The organism is Paenibacillus sp. CFBP 13594 (genome assembly GCF_014842675.1).
Taxonomy (GTDB): Bacteria; Bacillota; Bacilli; order Paenibacillales; family Paenibacillaceae; genus Paenibacillus; species Paenibacillus amylolyticus_B.
In genome coordinates, this window is sequence record NZ_JACYVQ010000013.1 from 150,966 (window position 1) to 167,413 (window position 16,448).

Annotated in this window: 16 protein-coding genes and 8 tRNA genes; all 24 read right to left on the minus strand. The window is 48.1% G+C overall.

The genetic code is table 11. From position 1 onward, the window contains the following. Positions 1 to 164: 164 nt before the first annotated feature. Complete coding sequence (locus tag IFU39_RS28905) at positions 165 to 1,112, minus strand: ribose-phosphate diphosphokinase (protein ID WP_192136230.1); 948 nt, start codon at positions 1,110 to 1,112, stop codon at positions 165 to 167. A gap of 80 nt (positions 1,113 to 1,192) precedes the next feature. Beyond that, a complete protein-coding gene (hisJ, locus tag IFU39_RS28910; RefSeq protein WP_192136231.1) occupies positions 1,193 to 2,017 on the minus strand; it encodes a histidinol-phosphatase HisJ in 825 nt (274 codons plus the stop codon). A 12-nt stretch (positions 2,018 to 2,029) separates the two neighbouring features. Continuing rightward, a complete protein-coding gene (hisIE, locus tag IFU39_RS28915) occupies positions 2,030 to 2,764 on the minus strand; it encodes a bifunctional phosphoribosyl-AMP cyclohydrolase/phosphoribosyl-ATP diphosphatase HisIE (RefSeq protein WP_446740357.1) in 735 nt (244 codons plus the stop codon). Then, positions 2,757 to 3,518 carry an imidazole glycerol phosphate synthase subunit HisF gene (gene hisF, locus IFU39_RS28920; protein ID WP_017691268.1) on the minus strand — a complete coding sequence of 254 codons (762 nt, stop codon included), beginning with the start codon at positions 3,516 to 3,518 and terminating at the stop codon, positions 2,757 to 2,759. The genes hisIE and hisF overlap by 8 nt, the downstream gene beginning before the upstream one ends. A 30-nt stretch (positions 3,519 to 3,548) precedes the next feature. Continuing rightward, the gene (hisA, locus tag IFU39_RS28925) at positions 3,549 to 4,283 is read right to left on the minus strand and encodes a 1-(5-phosphoribosyl)-5-[(5-phosphoribosylamino)methylideneamino]imidazole-4-carboxamide isomerase (protein ID WP_091012008.1); all 735 of its coding nucleotides are present in this window, start codon (positions 4,281 to 4,283) and stop codon (positions 3,549 to 3,551) included. 62 nt (positions 4,284 to 4,345) lie between these two features. Then, a complete protein-coding gene (hisH, locus tag IFU39_RS28930; protein ID WP_192136232.1) occupies positions 4,346 to 4,972 on the minus strand; it encodes an imidazole glycerol phosphate synthase subunit HisH in 627 nt (208 codons plus the stop codon). 3 nt (positions 4,973 to 4,975) lie between these two features. Further along, positions 4,976 to 5,605: an imidazoleglycerol-phosphate dehydratase HisB gene (hisB, locus tag IFU39_RS28935; protein WP_197997954.1), complete on the minus strand. Its 630-nt coding sequence runs from the start codon at positions 5,603 to 5,605 to the stop codon at positions 4,976 to 4,978. Further along, entirely contained in the window at positions 5,598 to 6,902 is a 1,305-nt protein-coding gene (gene hisD, locus IFU39_RS28940; RefSeq protein ID WP_105602316.1) for a histidinol dehydrogenase, read from the minus strand. The genes hisB and hisD overlap by 8 nt, the downstream gene beginning before the upstream one ends. A gap of 153 nt (positions 6,903 to 7,055) precedes the next feature. Next, on the minus strand, positions 7,056 to 7,715 hold the full coding sequence (gene hisG, locus IFU39_RS28945) for an ATP phosphoribosyltransferase (RefSeq protein ID WP_091012003.1): 660 nt from the start codon (positions 7,713 to 7,715) through the stop codon (positions 7,056 to 7,058). A gap of 1 nt (position 7,716) precedes the next feature. Beyond that, positions 7,717 to 8,916, minus strand: coding sequence for an ATP phosphoribosyltransferase regulatory subunit (locus tag IFU39_RS28950; RefSeq protein WP_192136233.1), 1,200 nt, complete (start codon positions 8,914 to 8,916; stop codon positions 7,717 to 7,719). 390 nt (positions 8,917 to 9,306) lie between these two features. Next, positions 9,307 to 9,849: an acyltransferase gene (locus IFU39_RS28955; protein ID WP_036616162.1), complete on the minus strand. Its 543-nt coding sequence runs from the start codon at positions 9,847 to 9,849 to the stop codon at positions 9,307 to 9,309. Continuing rightward, the gene (ppaX, locus tag IFU39_RS28960; RefSeq protein ID WP_017691276.1) at positions 9,846 to 10,502 is read right to left on the minus strand and encodes a pyrophosphatase PpaX; all 657 of its coding nucleotides are present in this window, start codon (positions 10,500 to 10,502) and stop codon (positions 9,846 to 9,848) included. The genes IFU39_RS28955 and ppaX overlap by 4 nt, the downstream gene beginning before the upstream one ends. Before the next feature lie 6 nt (positions 10,503 to 10,508). Continuing rightward, complete coding sequence (gene lgt, locus IFU39_RS28965; protein WP_076320055.1) at positions 10,509 to 11,534, minus strand: prolipoprotein diacylglyceryl transferase; 1,026 nt, start codon at positions 11,532 to 11,534, stop codon at positions 10,509 to 10,511. A gap of 121 nt (positions 11,535 to 11,655) precedes the next feature. Beyond that, positions 11,656 to 12,594: an HPr(Ser) kinase/phosphatase gene (hprK, locus tag IFU39_RS28970; protein ID WP_091011999.1), complete on the minus strand. Its 939-nt coding sequence runs from the start codon at positions 12,592 to 12,594 to the stop codon at positions 11,656 to 11,658. Positions 12,595 to 13,012: 418 nt separating this feature from the next. Further along, entirely contained in the window at positions 13,013 to 14,140 is a 1,128-nt protein-coding gene (locus IFU39_RS28975; protein WP_017691279.1) for an ABC transporter ATP-binding protein, read from the minus strand. 103 nt (positions 14,141 to 14,243) lie between these two features. Further along, entirely contained in the window at positions 14,244 to 15,437 is a 1,194-nt protein-coding gene (locus IFU39_RS28980; protein WP_206759603.1) for a PucR family transcriptional regulator, read from the minus strand. 144 nt (positions 15,438 to 15,581) lie between these two features. After that, a tRNA-Lys gene (locus tag IFU39_RS28985) sits at positions 15,582 to 15,654 on the minus strand. 7 nt (positions 15,655 to 15,661) lie between these two features. Continuing rightward, positions 15,662 to 15,747, minus strand: a tRNA-Tyr gene (locus IFU39_RS28990). Positions 15,748 to 15,759: 12 nt separating this feature from the next. Continuing rightward, positions 15,760 to 15,832: transfer RNA gene (locus IFU39_RS28995), tRNA-Phe, on the minus strand. 21 nt (positions 15,833 to 15,853) lie between these two features. Further along, positions 15,854 to 15,931: transfer RNA gene (locus IFU39_RS29000), tRNA-Asp, on the minus strand. 9 nt (positions 15,932 to 15,940) lie between these two features. Continuing rightward, positions 15,941 to 16,016: transfer RNA gene (locus IFU39_RS29005), tRNA-Thr, on the minus strand. A 5-nt stretch (positions 16,017 to 16,021) separates the two neighbouring features. Further along, positions 16,022 to 16,097: transfer RNA gene (locus IFU39_RS29010), tRNA-Val, on the minus strand. 9 nt (positions 16,098 to 16,106) lie between these two features. Beyond that, positions 16,107 to 16,183, minus strand: a tRNA-Met gene (locus IFU39_RS29015). 43 nt (positions 16,184 to 16,226) lie between these two features. Beyond that, a tRNA-Ser gene (locus IFU39_RS29020) sits at positions 16,227 to 16,318 on the minus strand. Positions 16,319 to 16,448 lie beyond the last annotated feature (130 nt).

A 16,448-nucleotide genomic window follows, 5' to 3' on the forward strand; every position in this document is an offset into this window, starting at 1 on the left:
GATAACGCTATCATAACTGATTTTATGTTATTATAGCACAAGCCTCTGAGCAGCAATGCAAGAATTGAATTCCAAGAGCCAAAACAAAAAAAACCGTGCTGAGCAGACAACAACTCAGACACGGAACAGTTCATCTGGCAGCACACCGTTATATCCTCGATGCTCTAAATGCCAGAATCCTTAAACAATGTGGCCATGGAGCCACCATCCACAATAATGCGTACGGCGCGAGCCAGCATTGGCGCAACAGGTAACACTTTGAAGCATTCAGGGTGGTCATCTGGCAGTGCGATCGAGTCCGTAACTACCACCTCTTCAATTGACGGGTGATTCAATTTACTTACTGCCCCATCTGAGAACAATCCGTGTGTTGCACATACATATACATTTTTGGCCCCGCGTTCCTTCAACCCTTCCACCACATTCAGAATGGTTGTTCCGGTGTCGATCAGATCCTCAATAATAATAGGTGTCCGTCCTTCTACATCACCAATGACATGGGTAATAACCGATTCATTATGGCTTGGACGTTTCTTGATCATAATGGCAAATGGAGAATCCAGACGGTTCGCCAGCTTCTCTGCCATCGATGCTCGTCCCGCATCCGGGGAGACGACAACAGGGTTCTCGATTCCTTTGCTTAACAGATAATCACTAATCAGATCCAGTGATGTCATATGGTCAACCGGAATGTTGAAGAATCCCTGAATGGCCGCTGCGTGCAGGTCGATTGTTACCACTCGATTGGCGCCAGCTGTCGTTAATACATCTGCTACCATCTTGGCCGAGATCGGTTCCCGTGGTGCGGATTTGCGCTCTTGACGAGCATAGCCGTAATACGGAACAATGATGTTCACAGTGCGCGCTGAAGCCCTCTTTGCGGCATCAATCATCACAAGCAGCTCAACAAACAGCTCATTAATCGGATGAGACAACGACTGTACTAGAAACACATCACAATTACGGATCGTTTCTTCATAATGAACGTATATTTCTCCGCTCTTGAACCTGGACAGCTTGATCTTGCCCAGTTGTACACCCAGCTTGTCACATACCTGTTCTGCCAGCTTAGGGTTCGATGAACCGGAAAAAATACGTAACGAATGCTGCATAATGCCCTCCCGAGGGTTGAAGTCCCTATATAATCCCTTAGCTAAAAGGTTATTTCCTACCCTCATTATACTCTACTGGCTTATACATTTAAAGGAATGAACGAGCGATGACGGCCTTCAAAAACAGCGACTTCCGTACAGCCCAACTCATGCAAAAGTGCTTCAGCTTCAGGCAGATAATCGCCCAGCTTCATTGGGTCATGTGCATCAGAGCCCGTGGTTAATGGAATGCCCATGCGAATGGCTTCCGTCAGCATTCTGCGACTAGGGAACATCTCGGCGCAAGGCTTCGATAACCCGGAAGCATTCAGTTCCATGGCGCAGCCACTTTTGGCAATAGCCTGTAGTGCTGCGTTCTCCAGTGAGATACGTTCTTCTGTTTGCTCCTCTGAAGGAACATAGCCAAACCGTTTAATGACATCCGTATGGCCCATAATATCATACATGCCCGTCGCAGCTGCCTTGCTTACGGCATCATAGTACTGACGATATACTTCAAGGATGTCTTTGCCCTCCCAGTGATGGGTCTGGCGGAAATCCGTAATGTCCCATTCTCCCAGGAAATGAACGGAACCAATCACATAATCCCATGGATAACGCTCAATGATCGCTCGGATCTCTGTTTCCCAGCCTTCAATATAGTCACCTTCCAGACCAACACGTACGTCAATCTGCCCACGATAACGTTCTTTCAGGGAGAAACACTCCTCCACATAACGCGGCAGTTCATCCATAGGCATCGCCATTTCCGGATAATATTGAGCTGGATCAACATGCAATAAGGGCATGTGATCGGACAATCCAATCTGGGATAGTCCGATCTCCACACCACGTTGCACATACTCTTCCAGTTTGCCAACGGCATGTCCACACCGCTCATGGTGTGTGTGATAATCTATACGCACGAAGCTCGCCTCCTAATCGCGGCGAGGCCGTTCATGACGGCGGCTCAGCTCTGACATAATATCGTCCAGCGGCAGCTTGCGCTCTTGTAACAGGACGAGCAGGTGATACATCAGGTCACTGACCTCCAGACGAAGCTCGTCATTATCTTTATTTTTGGCGGCGATGATCGTTTCGGATGCTTCTTCACCGATTTTTTTCAATATTTTGTCTACACCTTTATCAAACAGATACGTTGTATATGCACCCTCAGGGCGTTCACGTTCACGCTCTGCAATAACGGACTCCAGATCAGCCAAAACCTCGAAGCGACTTTCGGAACCGGAATTTGCAGAAGCAGATGCCGCACCCAATTCATCCGAAGCCTTGTCTGCCGATTTCTCTGGCAAACCAATGATTTCATTATGGAAACAAGTTACCGCCCCTGTATGGCAAGCCGGACCGTTCGGTTTGACCTCAACCAACAAGGTATCACCATCACAATCATATTTCAGGGAAGTAATGGTCTGCACGTTACCAGATGTTGCACCTTTGTGCCACAGCTCTTGACGCGAGCGTGACCAGAACCACGTTTCACCGGATTCAAGCGACAACTTCAGAGATTCGCGATTCATATAAGCCATCATTAAGACTTCCCGAGTATCCACATCCTGCACAATGGCAGGAACCAAACCATCACTCCAACGAATGTGTTCCACAACCTGTTCCAAGGACAACTGTTCCTTGATTTCATCGCTCACTTTAGTCACGGATCTCCACCCCTTGTTCTCTCAAATGTTGTTTTAACGCCGGTACGGCGATTTCTTTGTAATGGAAAATCGTTGCGGCCAGCCCTGCGTCCGCTTTGCCTGTGGTAAATACATCATAGAAATGAGATTCCTTGCCCGCACCGCCCGATGCGATGACTGGAATACGCACAGATTCGGATACCGCTGCCGTCAGCTTCAGATCAAAGCCGTCTTTTGTTCCGTCCGCGTCCATACTTGTGAGAAGAATCTCCCCCGCGCCCAAGCTCTCAGCCTGTTTAACCCATTCCAGCGCCTTGATCCCGGAGGGTTTCCGTCCACCATGGGTATAGACTTCCCACTCGCCCCAAGCTTCGTTATACTTGGCATCGATCGCTACCACGATACACTGCGAGCCAAAGCGACGTGCACCATCTGCAATCAACTGCGGATTAAGTACCGCGGCTGTATTCACTGCGATTTTATCCGCTCCCGCACGGAGAATCCGCTTCATGTCCTCTACCTTGGAGATGCCACCACCTACCGTAAAGGGAATAGCGATCTCGCCCGCCGTCTGCCGCACGACTTCTTCCATCGTTTCGCGCCCTTCTACCGAAGCGGAGATATCGAGAAACACCAGTTCGTCTGCGCCCTCGCGGTCATATAGTGCCGCCAGCTCTACCGGATCACCCGCATCGCGGAGATTAACGAAGTTGACGCCTTTGACGACCCGGCCGTCCTTCACGTCCAGACAGGGGATGATTCTTTTTGCCAGCATGCTACCTCTTCCTCTCTATCCGAATATCCCTTACTTATTGACCGCACGTACTGCTTCAGACAGATCGATACTTCCTGTATACAGTGCTTTACCCACAATTGCTCCACCAACACCATCATCCGCGTGGCGACTCAAACGAAGCAGATCATCCATTACACTTACACCGCCGGAAGCAATAACCGTACGTCCGCTCGCCTTGGCAAGAGACACAATCGCTTCCACATTAGGACCCTGCATCATGCCATCACGGGAAATATCCGTAAAGATGAACGTTTCTGCCCCATATGCCGCCAATTCCTTCGCGAGTACCTCTGCCTGTACTTCCGATGTTTCAAGCCATCCGCGAGTTGCCACGTAACCATTACGTGCATCGATACCAATTGCCACTTTGTCCCCGTAACGTCCCAGTACTTCCTCTGTAAAAGCACGATCCTCAATTGCTGCTGTTCCAATGATCAGCCGACTAACACCAAGACCCAGCAAACGCTCTACATCCGCTACTGTACGAAGTCCACCGCCCACCTGAACAGGTACGTTTACAGACGACGCAATCCGCCCAATCAGCTCATCGTTAACAGGATGTCCTGCTTTCGCACCATCCAGATCCACCAGATGAACGTATGTACCGCCTTGTTTCTCCCAGGATAAAGCCACTTGAACCGGGTCATCGTTATACACGGTCTCCTGATTATAATCTCCCTGCACCAGTCTTACACATTTGCCGTCCCGGATATCAATCGCCGGATATAGGATAAAAGATGACATACAAGGCCTCCTGAATATGAATTAGATTTGTACGCTTTCTATAGTTAAGAAGAGTTGATGTTTTACCTTTGTACAGGTGCTCCTGTCAGAGCCAAAAAGTTGCCGAGCAGCTTCATGCCAAGCTCTCCACTTTTCTCCGGGTGGAATTGCATGCCGAAGTTGGATCCTCTGCCTACAATGGCTGTCACCGGATGTCCGTAATCCGTTACCGCCAGCAGATCGTCTCTGTTTTCAGTAAGCGCATGATAGGAATGGACAAAATAGACGTGACCTGCCTCCAGCCCCGTAAATAGCGGATTTTCCGCGTGCAGGAATTCCAAACGGTTCCATCCCATATGAGGAACCTTCAGCTCTCCTGATGCGAATCGCACCACTTTCCCTGGCAAAATATCCAGTCCCTCATGCTCGCCATGCTCTTCACTTGAGCTGAACAACAACTGCATCCCCAGACAGATTCCGAGCAGTGGCTTGGACCCGGCAGCAGCTTCCTTCACCACCGTATCCAGGCCACTCTCCCGCAGATGAACCATTGCATCACCAAAAGCACCTACGCCTGGCAGAATGACACCATCTGCGCCAAGAATCTCTTCCCGGTCACCCGTGACCAGCGCTTCGTAGCCAAGACGTTCGACCGCTTTGCCGACGCTGTGCAGGTTACCCATACCGTAATCGACAATTGCAATCGCCATCGTCTACAGCACTCCCTTCGTGGAAGGCACACCTGTTACCCGTGGATCAATCATCGTTGCTTCATCCAGTGCACGTCCCAGTGCCTTAAAGATTGCTTCAATCATGTGGTGGGTGTTCTGACCATAGTGCACAATGACATGCAACGTAATCCGTGCTTCCAGCGCCAATTTCCACAGGAATTCATGTACCAGCTCCGTGGAGAAACTGCCTACCTGTTGGGAAGGGTATTCTGCACGGTATTCAAAGTGAGGTCGGTTGCTCACATCAATAATAACCTGAGCGAGTGCCTCGTCCATCGGGACAAAAACACTGGCGTAGCGCTTAATACCGCGTTTGTCACCCAACGCTTCTCGCAACGTCTGTCCCAGACAGATTCCGATGTCTTCAACCGTGTGATGATCATCGATATCAATGTCTCCACGGGCCTGTACGTTCAGGTCGAATTGTCCGTGCTTCGTGAACAGATCCAGCATATGGTTCAGGAAAGGTACATCCGTTTCAATCGTGGATTGTCCTGTGCCATCTACAGTAAAGGCCAATTGAATATTGGTCTCGTTTGTTTTACGGTCAACCTCTGCTTGGCGCACTGCACCTTTGTTTTCAAGTTCCACACCATTATTTTGCTTATCCATTGTCCGATTCCGCCTTTCCTTCCTGTTCTAACCGTACAGCGATTGCACGGGCATGCCCTTCAAGACCCTCATGGCGGGCCAACTCTATAATAGCCGCTCCGTTCTGCAGCAGCGCTTCTTTACTATAATAGATCAGACTCGATTTCTTGATAAAATCGTCCACGTCCACTGGCGAACTGAACCGCGCAGTTCCATTGGTCGGAATAATGTGATTTGGTCCGGCAAAATAATCTCCTACCGGCTCCGAGCTGTACGGGCCGAGGAAGATCGCTCCGGCATTCTCGATCCGGCCAGCGTAAGCCATCGGCTCCTGCACCATAATCTCCAGATGCTCCGGTGCAAGTCGGTTCACCACGTCGATTCCCTCATCGATGGAATCGACCACAATAATCGCGCCATACTGCTCCACCGAAGCAGCAGCGATATCACGCCGCGGCAGCACTTCAAGCTGCCGCTGCACTTCGCCCTGCACGGCTTCCGCCAGCGCGGCCGAATTCGTGACGAGAATGGCCGATGCCATCTCGTCATGTTCCGCCTGCGACAACAGGTCGGCGGCGACGTACACCGGATTCGCCGTATCATCGGCGAGCACCACAATCTCACTCGGCCCGGCGATACTGTCGATATCGACCGCACCGTACACCTCGCGCTTCGCGAGCGCCACGTAAATATTGCCCGGTCCACAGATCTTGTCAACCGGGGCAATACTCTCCGTGCCGTAAGCAAGGGCGGCGATGGCTTGAGCGCCGCCAACCCGGTACATCTCGCTCACGCCTGCTTCCGCAGCAGCAACGAGGATGTACGGGTTAATACCTTCGCCACCGTTCGTAGACGGTGGCGTCACGAGAACGATCTCCGGCACGCCTGCCACCTGTGCCGGAATTACATTCATCAGCACAGACGATGGATACGCTGCTTTGCCGCCAGGTACATAGACGCCGACCCGCTTCAGCGGCCGGATGACCTGGCCCAGCAGGCTGCCGTCCGGCTGCCAATCCATCCACGAGTTTCGTTTCTGTTTCTCGTGAAACGCACGAATGTTGGCGGCGGCTTGCCGAATCGCCGTCACAAAGGATGGCTCCACGGCTGCATAAGCCGCCTGCAGCTCTTCCTGCGGCACGCGCAATTCCGCGGCCGTCAGCTTCGTGCGGTCCAGCTGCTCCGTATAACGCAGCAGTGCCGCATCACCCTCACGGCGAATGTCGCTGACAATACGCCGTACCGTTTCATTTTGCTCCGGCGTGCCATACTCCACTTCCCGCTTCAGATCAAACTCCCGTGCAGGTACAATTTTCATGTGTACAACCTCCTTATCCCTTGTAATGCCTATCCTATATGGCCGATTCAAATCTGTTTTTCTCGTTTCTTGCTTCTATCGTTTCATTCTTTGGTTATTCCGCTTGTATATTTCTCGTTCCTTGCTACCTTGCATTTCTTGCTTCTCAGTGATTTATCCCCGAAGGCTTCCCGCTGAAATCTCATTCGATGCCGGAATGACCTGCTGAAGTGCATCACACAAAGCCTGGATTCGTGCGTTTTTCATCCGATAACTTACCCGATTAGCGATAAGACGGCTGGTGATGTCCAGAATACCCGTCATCTCCACCAATCCGTTCTCGCGCAGTGTCTGACCTGTCTCCACCAGATCGACAATCCGGTCTGCCAGACCAATTAAAGGCGCAAGCTCAATGGAACCATTCAGCTTGATCACCTCGACCTGTTGCCCCTGCTCCCGGAAATACTGTGAAGCAATCCTTGGATACTTCGTTGCAACACGTTGCTGGATGCCTGGCTTCCAGTCGGGAAGTCCGATCACAGACATACGGCACTGAGCGATTCCCAGATTCAACAGTTCGTACACATCCCGATCTTCCTCCAGCAGCACGTCTTTACCAACAATTCCGATATCGGCAACACCGTACTCCACATATGTTGGAACATCTACTGGCTTAGCCATAATGAATTCCATTCCAGCTTCCGGCACTTCAATGACCAATCTGCGTGTATCATCCACGTCTTCTGGAATATCCAGCCCCGCTTCACGAAACAATTTGGAGGCTTTTTTGTAGATTCGGCCCTTCGGCATGGCCACCTTCAGAATATCCGACATTTCAGCGTCCTCCTTCTTCAGATCCGTAAGTAATAACCTGCTCAGCCTGAGCGGTTCTTGCTTCAACCGATACGGCACTTGCCCCAGCCCCGTCTTCAGGAAGAAGGAGTGTCACTACATTTTGCCCCATACTGCGTAATCTTGCCGCTTCTGTTAGTGCCTCGGCCCGACGTTTCGGGGTATATTGGATAAGTACAGGTTTTTTCTCTTCAATCGTAATGCCATGAACACCATCAATAATACGGTTCGTTTTCAGTGCAAATCCTGTAGCTGGCAATGAACGACCAAACTGTTGTAACAGATTATCATACCGTCCACCGCTACATACCGGAGATCCCAGTTCGGCTGCATACCCTTCAAACGTCATGCCCGTATAATAGGAGAAATCACCGATCATCGTCAGATCAATCAGCACATGTTCGGATACACCGTACGCTTCCAACACTTCGAATACTGCACACAGATGTGCAATCGACTGTGCTGCTTCAGCGCTTGAACTTAGCTCTACCGCATGTGTGCATACTTCCTTGCCACCGCGCAGACGCAGGATCGCTTCGAGCTGTTCTTTCAACTTGGGCTCCAGATTCAATGCTTCAATCGACTGGCGATAGCCGACATAATCACGTCCGAGCAGCCCTTCCTTCAAGTGCTCCTGCTCCGTTGTCTGGCCTGGAATCACTTCCTCCAGTAATCCGTTCAGGAATCCCATATGGCCCATCGCTATTTTAAAAGAAGACACGCCCGCTGCCTGCAAAGAGGCAATCGCAAGCGCAACAACTTCTGCATCCGCCTCAGGTGAGTCGTCTCCAACCAGCTCCACGCCGGTCTGGAAAAATTCAGCCTCACGCCCAGCTTCCTCTTCAATGGAACGAAATACGTTCGCATGATAGGATAAACGCAGCGGCAACTGCTCATCTTTGAGCATGGATGAAACGACGCGAGCAATCGGAGCCGTTAGATCCGATCTGAGCACCAGCGTGGTTCCCCGGCTGTTTAGCAATTTAAATAATTTGCGATCCGATGTAGAGCTTGCCACACCTACCGTGTCGTAATATTCAATCGTTGGTGTGATGATCTGGCGGTAACCCCAGCGTTCCATACATTCCAGTACATTGCGTTCAATCGTCCGCAGCTTGGATACTACATGTGGTGTATAGTCGCGGAATCCGGTCGGTTTTTCAAAACCTTTTGGTTTGGACATTGGTAATATTCACCCCGAGTCAGTAGTTTAAGGTCGCACTCGTTCTATTTCAACAGGATTTATGTAGTGTAAATCCCCATTCTATCTTATAAATCTTGAATCACAGTATGATCTCATAAGCCTTCATACTATTGGTTTAGTTCAATCTTTATCATGCTTCATTTCTCCAATAATACTTTCACATGGTAAAGTGCTAACAAACTAAAGGATATGGGATATGATAACATGAAATCCGCACTACCGTCAACAATACCAATGCTTGATTGCCCTTGGATCGACATATCGTTTTATATACACACCGTTACCCTCACTAATCGGTATTTATATACGAAAAAAGCTGCCATAAGCAGCTTTTTACTTCAACCCATCTTCATTCATTACTTTATTGACTCAATGCACACTACCCTGAGAAGAATCATCCGTGTTAAAGACAGTCTCTTCCGTAGAAGCTGCCGCACGGGATAAATCACGTAGTGGATTGCCACCAACAAAAGCCCCTGGTGCAACATCCTTATGTACGACTGCTCCAGCAGCTACAACCGCTCCATCCCCTATGGTTACCCCAGGCAGAATCGTTGTATTGGCACCAATCAGTACATTTTCCCCGATAATGACCTCGCCCAGCCTGTACTCCTTAATGAGATACTCATGAGCCAGAATCGTTGTGTTGTAACCGATGACCGAGTTTTCGCCGACCGTTATTTTCTCCGGAAAAAACACATCCACCATCACCATCAGGCCAAAGGCCGTGTGTTTTCCCACCTTCATCCCCAGCATTCGGCGATAAATCCAGTTCTTCACTGATAGGATCGGACAGTAACGTGACAACTGGATCCAGATAAAATTACGAACGCCCTTCCACGGACTCACTGTCTTGTAGATATGCCAAAGTGCATTCTGGTCCTCTACCGGATAGCGGGTTACTTTTCTCATGAACGTCCCGTTTCAATACGGATGAGTTTCAACAAGTCTCTCATGTCGTGCAACATATGATCGGGACCATATCCGTTCAGGATTGTTTCCCCTTTAAGAGACCATGCAACCCCCGCCGAGAGTGCGCCCGCATTTTGTGCCGATTGGATATCCACCGGACTGTCACCTACCATCAACGTTTTAGCAGGATCTGCACCCAGTTCCGTCATGGCCTTCAGTACAGGTTCAGCATGTGGCTTCGGATTCGTCACATCGGTCACGGTTACAATTGTTTTCATATATTTCAGTAGATCAAAACGTTCTAGCACCTTTAATGTAGATGGACGAATTTTGGTTGTGACCACACCCATAACAATGCCCGCCTGATGCAGCGCCTCTACTACCTCAATGACATGTGGAAAAGGTCTAACCATCGCTTCATGATGAATATCATTATAAGCACGGTAACCTTTCACGTACTCGGAGACTTCCTCCTGGCCAGAGAAGGTACGCATTTGCTGCTCCAGTGTGCCACCCATATGTGGAATGATCTGTTCCCGAGTCCATGGAGCTGAATGCTCCCATCCTCCCATGACATGCTGGAATGAGCTGATAATCAACTCATTGGTATCAATAATCGTTCCGTCCAGATCAAACAATACCGTGTCAATCATGTTGCATTACTCCTTTTTATCATCAACTTGCTTGGATTCATCTTTGGCTGGAGGTGTTACCTTATTCTCTTTGCCAGCAACTGTTCCCGTATGCTCCATATCATCTGAGGTAACTTTGGACGATACAATCGGATCACTATAACGAACATCTGCTTTACCTGTCACTCTTCTCACCACAATGAATACAACAGCAACAATAATGATACCAATCGCCAGCAGTTGCGAGATTCTTACGTTACCGTAAGCAGGATCAAGATATCCTTGTTCAAAGCCCATTGCAGTCATTGGAGACCACAGCCCGTTCACTAATGAAGCAACCCATTGCGGAGCCTGGAAGCCAAGACTGTCCGTACGTAGAGCTTCAATGAAGAAACGACCGATAGAGTACCAGATGAAATAAGACATAAACAGTTCACCTGAACGGAGAAACTTCTGACGACGCAGAACCAAGAGCAAGACCAGGCCAACGAGACTCCACATCGATTCATACAAAAATGCAGGATGGTGGAATACACCCTCTACGTTCATTTGATTCACAATAAAGTCCGGCAGATGAAGCTTGTCTCTCAAAAATGATTCTTCCACAGGACCGCCGTAGGCTTCCTGATTCACAAAGTTCCCCCAGCGTCCGATCAACTGTCCAACGAGCAGTCCAGGCGCACAGATATCGGCCATACGCCAGAAGTTATATCCTTTACGACGGAAGAAAATAACTGCACAGATGATTGCACCAATAAGGGCACCATAGATGGCAATACCGCCATTCCATATTTTAAAGACATCCCAGAAGTTATCCTTATAATCTTCCCACTTAAATGCTACGTAGTAGATGCGGGCACCAATGATGGCAGAAGGTACACCCAGCAGGACCATGTCCATGAACACTTCCTGTGGAATGTTGTAGCGTTTGCCCTCCCGGATCACGAGCAGCAGTCCTATAAGTGCCGCAGCACCAAGAATAAGCCCGTACCAGTGAACCTTTAACGCTCCAATAGAGAACGCAATCGGGTTCAACAGTAATAATGTATCCATTCATTCACACTCCTATTTATTCAATCAATCGCACGCATGACGAATGGTTGGCATACACTGCGCCTTAAGAGAAGCAGTACATGTCAACCATTTATCTTCATTTCCTTGTATAAAATGTTTCTTAATCCATGTCTTCCATATCTTCCGAGATGGTTGCTGTCAGCTTGTTCGTGAATTGCAGTGCAGCATTCAAACCCATCTGTTTCAGGCGATAGTTCATACCTGCCACTTCAATAATAACCGCCAAGTTCCGTCCTGGACGAACAGGAATCGTAACGAGAGGCACATCTGTATCAATGATACGTGTAGTCTCTTCATCCAGACCCAGACGATCGTATTGTTTATCCTGCTGCCATGCTTCCAGACGTACAACCAAGGTAATACGTTTGTTATTCCGAACTGCACCAGCTCCGAACAATGTCATGACGTTGATAATACCAACACCTCGAATTTCGAGCAAATGGCGGATCAATTCAGGTGCAGTACCGTGGAGCTGAAAATCTGACGTTTGGCGGATCTCTACCGCATCATCGGCAATCAGTCGGTGTCCACGTTTCACCAGTTCCAGTGCTGTTTCACTCTTACCAATACCGCTACTACCCGTGATGAGCATGCCTACGCCATAGACATCACAAAGTACACCGTGAATGGTTGCTGTTGGTGCTAATTTCCCCTCCAAAAACCCGGTGATGCGGCTGGACAGAATCGTTGTTGCCATATTACTGCGTAATACAGCCAGGTCCCGTTCTTCACTGATATCAATCAGTTCTTGCGGCACTTCAAGTCCGCGCGTTACAACGATACAAGGCGTCTCTTCTGTACAAAGACGTTGCATACGATCACGCCGCTCTTGCTCAGGTAACATTGCAAAGAAAGCTAACTCCGTTCTTCCAAGTAGCTGTACCCGTTCTTGTGGATGGTATTCAAAATAACCGGCCATTTCCAGACCAGGACGGTTCAGGTCATCTACCGTAATGACTCTTTTCAATCCGTGAGATCCAGAAACAACCTCCAACTGAAATTGCTGCACCAGTTCAGATACTTTCACTTTTTTCGCCATTTGTCTCTTCCTTTCAGCATTAGCTGTCCCTCTATGTACATCAGATCGTGTATCAGTTATTTCCATTATTAGCGCATTCACAACATGGGGTACAGAATGCATACCCTTCCAACAGTCGATTCTCTCAAATAAATGAAGACAGACCTTCAAATAATCTTAAATGAATTCCGGGATGAATGCAATCGCAGCCTCCGACAACCATTAGTAAGAAAATTCTTCTGATCGAAGCACCTTCTAGGATACTACATTCGTAGTTTAAGGGGTGTTTTTCTTACGATTATTAATCCTTCAACTCTGTCGAAACTTATAAATTCATTAATCTTAAAAAAGCCCCTTCCAGCAATAACGGAAGGGGCTCTCATTACAATGTATAATTGCGTTAACTGTCAGGTTCCATCGTCACCGAGGAATCCCAGTATTATTTGTCTTGAAGAAGTACGTTCACTTCAGTCTCTTTGTCAAAGATATGAACTTTGTTCATGTCGATGGCCATTTTAACTGTGGAACCATCACGAGTGTTAGAACGTCCGTCTACACGTGCGATCGTTGTATCATTACCAACACCGCTCAAGTAGAGGAGCATTTCGTGACCCAGGTTCTCTGTAACATCTACGTGTGTAGAGAATACAGAGTTCGGGGATGCTTCCAGGAATACTGGCTCTTCGTGAATATCTTCTGGACGAACACCCAGAATCACTTCTTTGCCAATGTATCCTCTAGATTTCAACACTTGTGCTTTACCTTGCGGGATTTCAACATCCACACCAGGAGCTATGAAATGCATGCTAGTACCTTGCTCAGCGAGTTTACCCGAGATAAAGTTCATTGTCGGGGAACCGATGAAACCAGCTACGAACAGGTTAGCCGGCAGGTTATACAGCTCTTCCGGAGAAGCTGCTTGTTGGATGATACCATCCTTCATAACAACGATCCGATCACCCATCGTCATTGCTTCGATCTGGTCATGCGTTACGTAGATAACTGTTGTTTCCAAACGTTTAGCCAGTTTAGTGATTTCCGCACGCATCTGACCACGAAGTTTAGCATCCAAGTTGGAGAGAGGCTCATCCATCAAGAAGACTTGTGGATCACGGACAATCGCACGTCCTAGAGCGACACGCTGACGTTGACCACCGGACAATGCCTTAGGTTTACGCTCAAGCAAATGCTCGATATCCAGGATTTTAGCTGCTTCACGTACACGTTTGTCGATCTCGTCTTTTTTAACCTTACGCAATTTCAAACCAAATGCCATGTTTTGATATACGCTCATATGCGGATACAAGGCATAGGATTGGAATACCATCGCGATATCGCGGTCTTTAGGTGCAACATCATTAACGACACGGTCACCGATATAGAGTTTACCTTCAGAAATTTCCTCAAGGCCTGCGATCATACGCAGTGTTGTTGATTTACCACAACCGGACGGGCCTACCAGTACCAGAAATTCTTTATCTTTAATGTCCAGGTTAATGTCAACTACAGTTGCTTTATCAGAACCCGGGTATTTTTTGAAAATATGCTCTAAACGTACTCCAGCCATGATTGTTGCCTCCTCAGAGATCATTTTGTAATCGAATACAATTTGTATTTTTATAATACCCTATCTACGTGAGGTTTGACTATTCGCAAACTGCACAAAAATATCAATGCTTTTTCGTCACTTTGTACATTAGTAGTAAAAACTGCACTAGAACAGCACTTTCAAAGTGCCTCACATCGTAACCAATCTCCTGTTTGATCTTGTCCAGACGATAAACCAACGTATTACGATGAATGAAAAGTCGTTTCGCTGTCTCGCTGACATTACAGTCCAGGCTAAAAAAGGTTTCCAGCGTAGCAAGTGTCTCACTGTCATTGAAGATTACCGTGTCTTTGCCTGTTTCCTGTATAAACCGTGTACGTTGTTCATCTGGAATGCTCGCTACCAACCGCTCCAGGTGCAGATCCCATGGGAGATGAATATGCTGCGTAACATGGAATGCTCTCCCCAAGTGAACACTTTCTTTAAGAAGAGTTGTGACCGATACAAGTTGTTGTGCAGGAATGCATGGCAGAGATGCAGACAGATGGAACACCCCAGCCCACTCACTGGCAACCAATTCATGCAACCCCAGACAAAAAGCGTTCAGTGAATCCTTTTTGGCCTCCGTTGTATCTTCCTCGGCTTCTTCTGTAACAATTTCCTTATCACCCATGAAGATCCACTCTTGCTCCCCCAAAGGAATCAAGACAATTTCCTCGCCAAAGTAACTCTCAAGCAACTTGTTGAGTTCCTTGGATCGTAAACGATGTGCATCCGGTGTATCCCCTTGCAGCAAGAACAGAATCTTCTCAGCATTTAATCCTGCGGGCACCACAAAGCGATCAGGAACCGCTTCAGATTCCTGCTTGGTTGGTTCTTCGATCTGCTCTTTAAGCCAGAGACCCAATTCAGTCAAATACTGCTCTCTATCATTCTCATATACAACAGGTTGTACCTCATCGGGTAGAACCGTGTTAGTGCGGATTAAAAGCTCAATCAATTGTCGTGTTTCCACGGTAATAGATTTTGCAGGGCATCCCCAACACACGGCAGTCTCTTCTTGCTCATTCATCCGAACCTTAAAAAAGATACGCTTTCCCGTATTCAAACTGATTACATCGGCTGAACTTGGAGATGTAGATTGAACAGATAACTCCTGACGCTCACCCTCATCACCAACGGTCTCTAAATTCTCATGATGACCAACCAGATTAGCAACGGATTGCGTCCATTCTTGTATTGTAATTTCATATTCGTCCAAAGTTGTGCCTATAATGACTTCAATTTGCTGTTTTAGATCAGGTATGAGCTTCATATAATGAACGTCACCACTCTGCATGTTTTCTATTAGTTTATCATATCTTGCCCAGCATTAATAAATATCCATATTGAGTTAAAATCACATAACAAAAAAAGAGCAATTAATCAAATTAATGATTAATCACTCTTTTCTTAAAGATGAGTCATGAAGGGCTCGAACCTTCGACACCCTGATTAAAAGTCAGGTGCTCTACCAACTGAGCTAATGACTCATAAAACTGGTGGAGGATGATGGATTCGAACCACCGAACCCGTACGGGAGCAGATTTACAGTCTGATGCGTTTGGCCACTTCGCTAATCCTCCAGGGATTAAAGGTGGCTCGGGACGGAATCGAACCGCCGACACGAGGATTTTCAGTCCTCTGCTCTACCGACTGAGCTACCGAGCCATATTTAATTTTTAGGATTAATGGCGGAACCGACGGGATTCGAACCCGCGATCTCCTGCGTGACAGGCAGGCATGTTAGGCCAACTACACCACGGTTCCAGGCATTAATGGTGCCGGCGAGAGGACTTGAACCCCCAACCTACTGATTACAAGTCAGTTGCTCTACCAGTTGAGCTACACCGGCGTATATGGTGGAGGCTGAGGGGATCGAACCCCCGACCCTCTGCTTGTAAGGCAGATGCTCTCCCAGCTGAGCTAAGCCTCCTGGGTAATATGGTAGCGGCGGAGGGGATCGAACCCCCGACCTTACGGGTATGAACCGTACGCTCTAGCCAGCTGAGCTACACCGCCATATTAATTGTGTTTTGATTGCTTGTCCATCTTTAGGTAAAGATGGCGGAGAGAGAGGGATTCGAACCCTCGCACCGCTTACGCAGTCTAACCCCTTAGCAGAGGGTCCCCTTATAGCCACTTGGGTATCTCTCCGAATAACAATCATCAACATCATTCAAGGATTGCTCCCTGAAAACTAGATTCGAAACGAAACATGCGAATTATCACTTGCATATTTGGATAAGCCCTCGACCGATTAGTACTGGTCAGCTCCATGCATTGC

Excerpts from the sequence above, each read along its gene's own strand:
- IFU39_RS28905 (WP_192136230.1), bottom strand. The coding sequence starts at position 1,112 with ATGCAGCATTCGTTACGTATTTTTTCCGGTTCATCGAACCCTAAGCTG.
- hisF (WP_017691268.1), bottom strand. The coding sequence starts at position 3,518 with ATGCTGGCAAAAAGAATCATCCCCTGTCTGGACGTGAAGGACGGCCGG.
- hisA (WP_091012008.1), bottom strand. The coding sequence starts at position 4,283 with ATGTCATCTTTTATCCTATATCCGGCGATTGATATCCGGGACGGCAAA.
- hisH (WP_192136232.1), bottom strand. The coding sequence starts at position 4,972 with ATGGCGATTGCAATTGTCGATTACGGTATGGGTAACCTGCACAGCGTC.
- hisB (WP_197997954.1), bottom strand. The coding sequence starts at position 5,605 with ATGGATAAGCAAAATAATGGTGTGGAACTTGAAAACAAAGGTGCAGTG.
- hisD (WP_105602316.1), bottom strand. The coding sequence starts at position 6,902 with ATGAAAATTGTACCTGCACGGGAGTTTGATCTGAAGCGGGAAGTGGAG.
- hisG (WP_091012003.1), bottom strand. The coding sequence starts at position 7,715 with ATGTCGGATATTCTGAAGGTGGCCATGCCGAAGGGCCGAATCTACAAA.
- IFU39_RS28950 (WP_192136233.1), bottom strand. The coding sequence starts at position 8,916 with ATGTCCAAACCAAAAGGTTTTGAAAAACCGACCGGATTCCGCGACTAT.
- IFU39_RS28955 (WP_036616162.1), bottom strand. The coding sequence starts at position 9,849 with ATGAGAAAAGTAACCCGCTATCCGGTAGAGGACCAGAATGCACTTTGG.
- ppaX (WP_017691276.1), bottom strand. The coding sequence starts at position 10,502 with ATGATTGACACGGTATTGTTTGATCTGGACGGAACGATTATTGATACC.
- lgt (WP_076320055.1), bottom strand. The coding sequence starts at position 11,534 with ATGGATACATTATTACTGTTGAACCCGATTGCGTTCTCTATTGGAGCG.
- hprK (WP_091011999.1), bottom strand. The coding sequence starts at position 12,594 with ATGGCGAAAAAAGTGAAAGTATCTGAACTGGTGCAGCAATTTCAGTTG.
- IFU39_RS28975 (WP_017691279.1), bottom strand. The coding sequence starts at position 14,140 with ATGGCTGGAGTACGTTTAGAGCATATTTTCAAAAAATACCCGGGTTCT.
- IFU39_RS28980 (WP_206759603.1), bottom strand. The coding sequence starts at position 15,437 with ATGAAGCTCATACCTGATCTAAAACAGCAAATTGAAGTCATTATAGGC.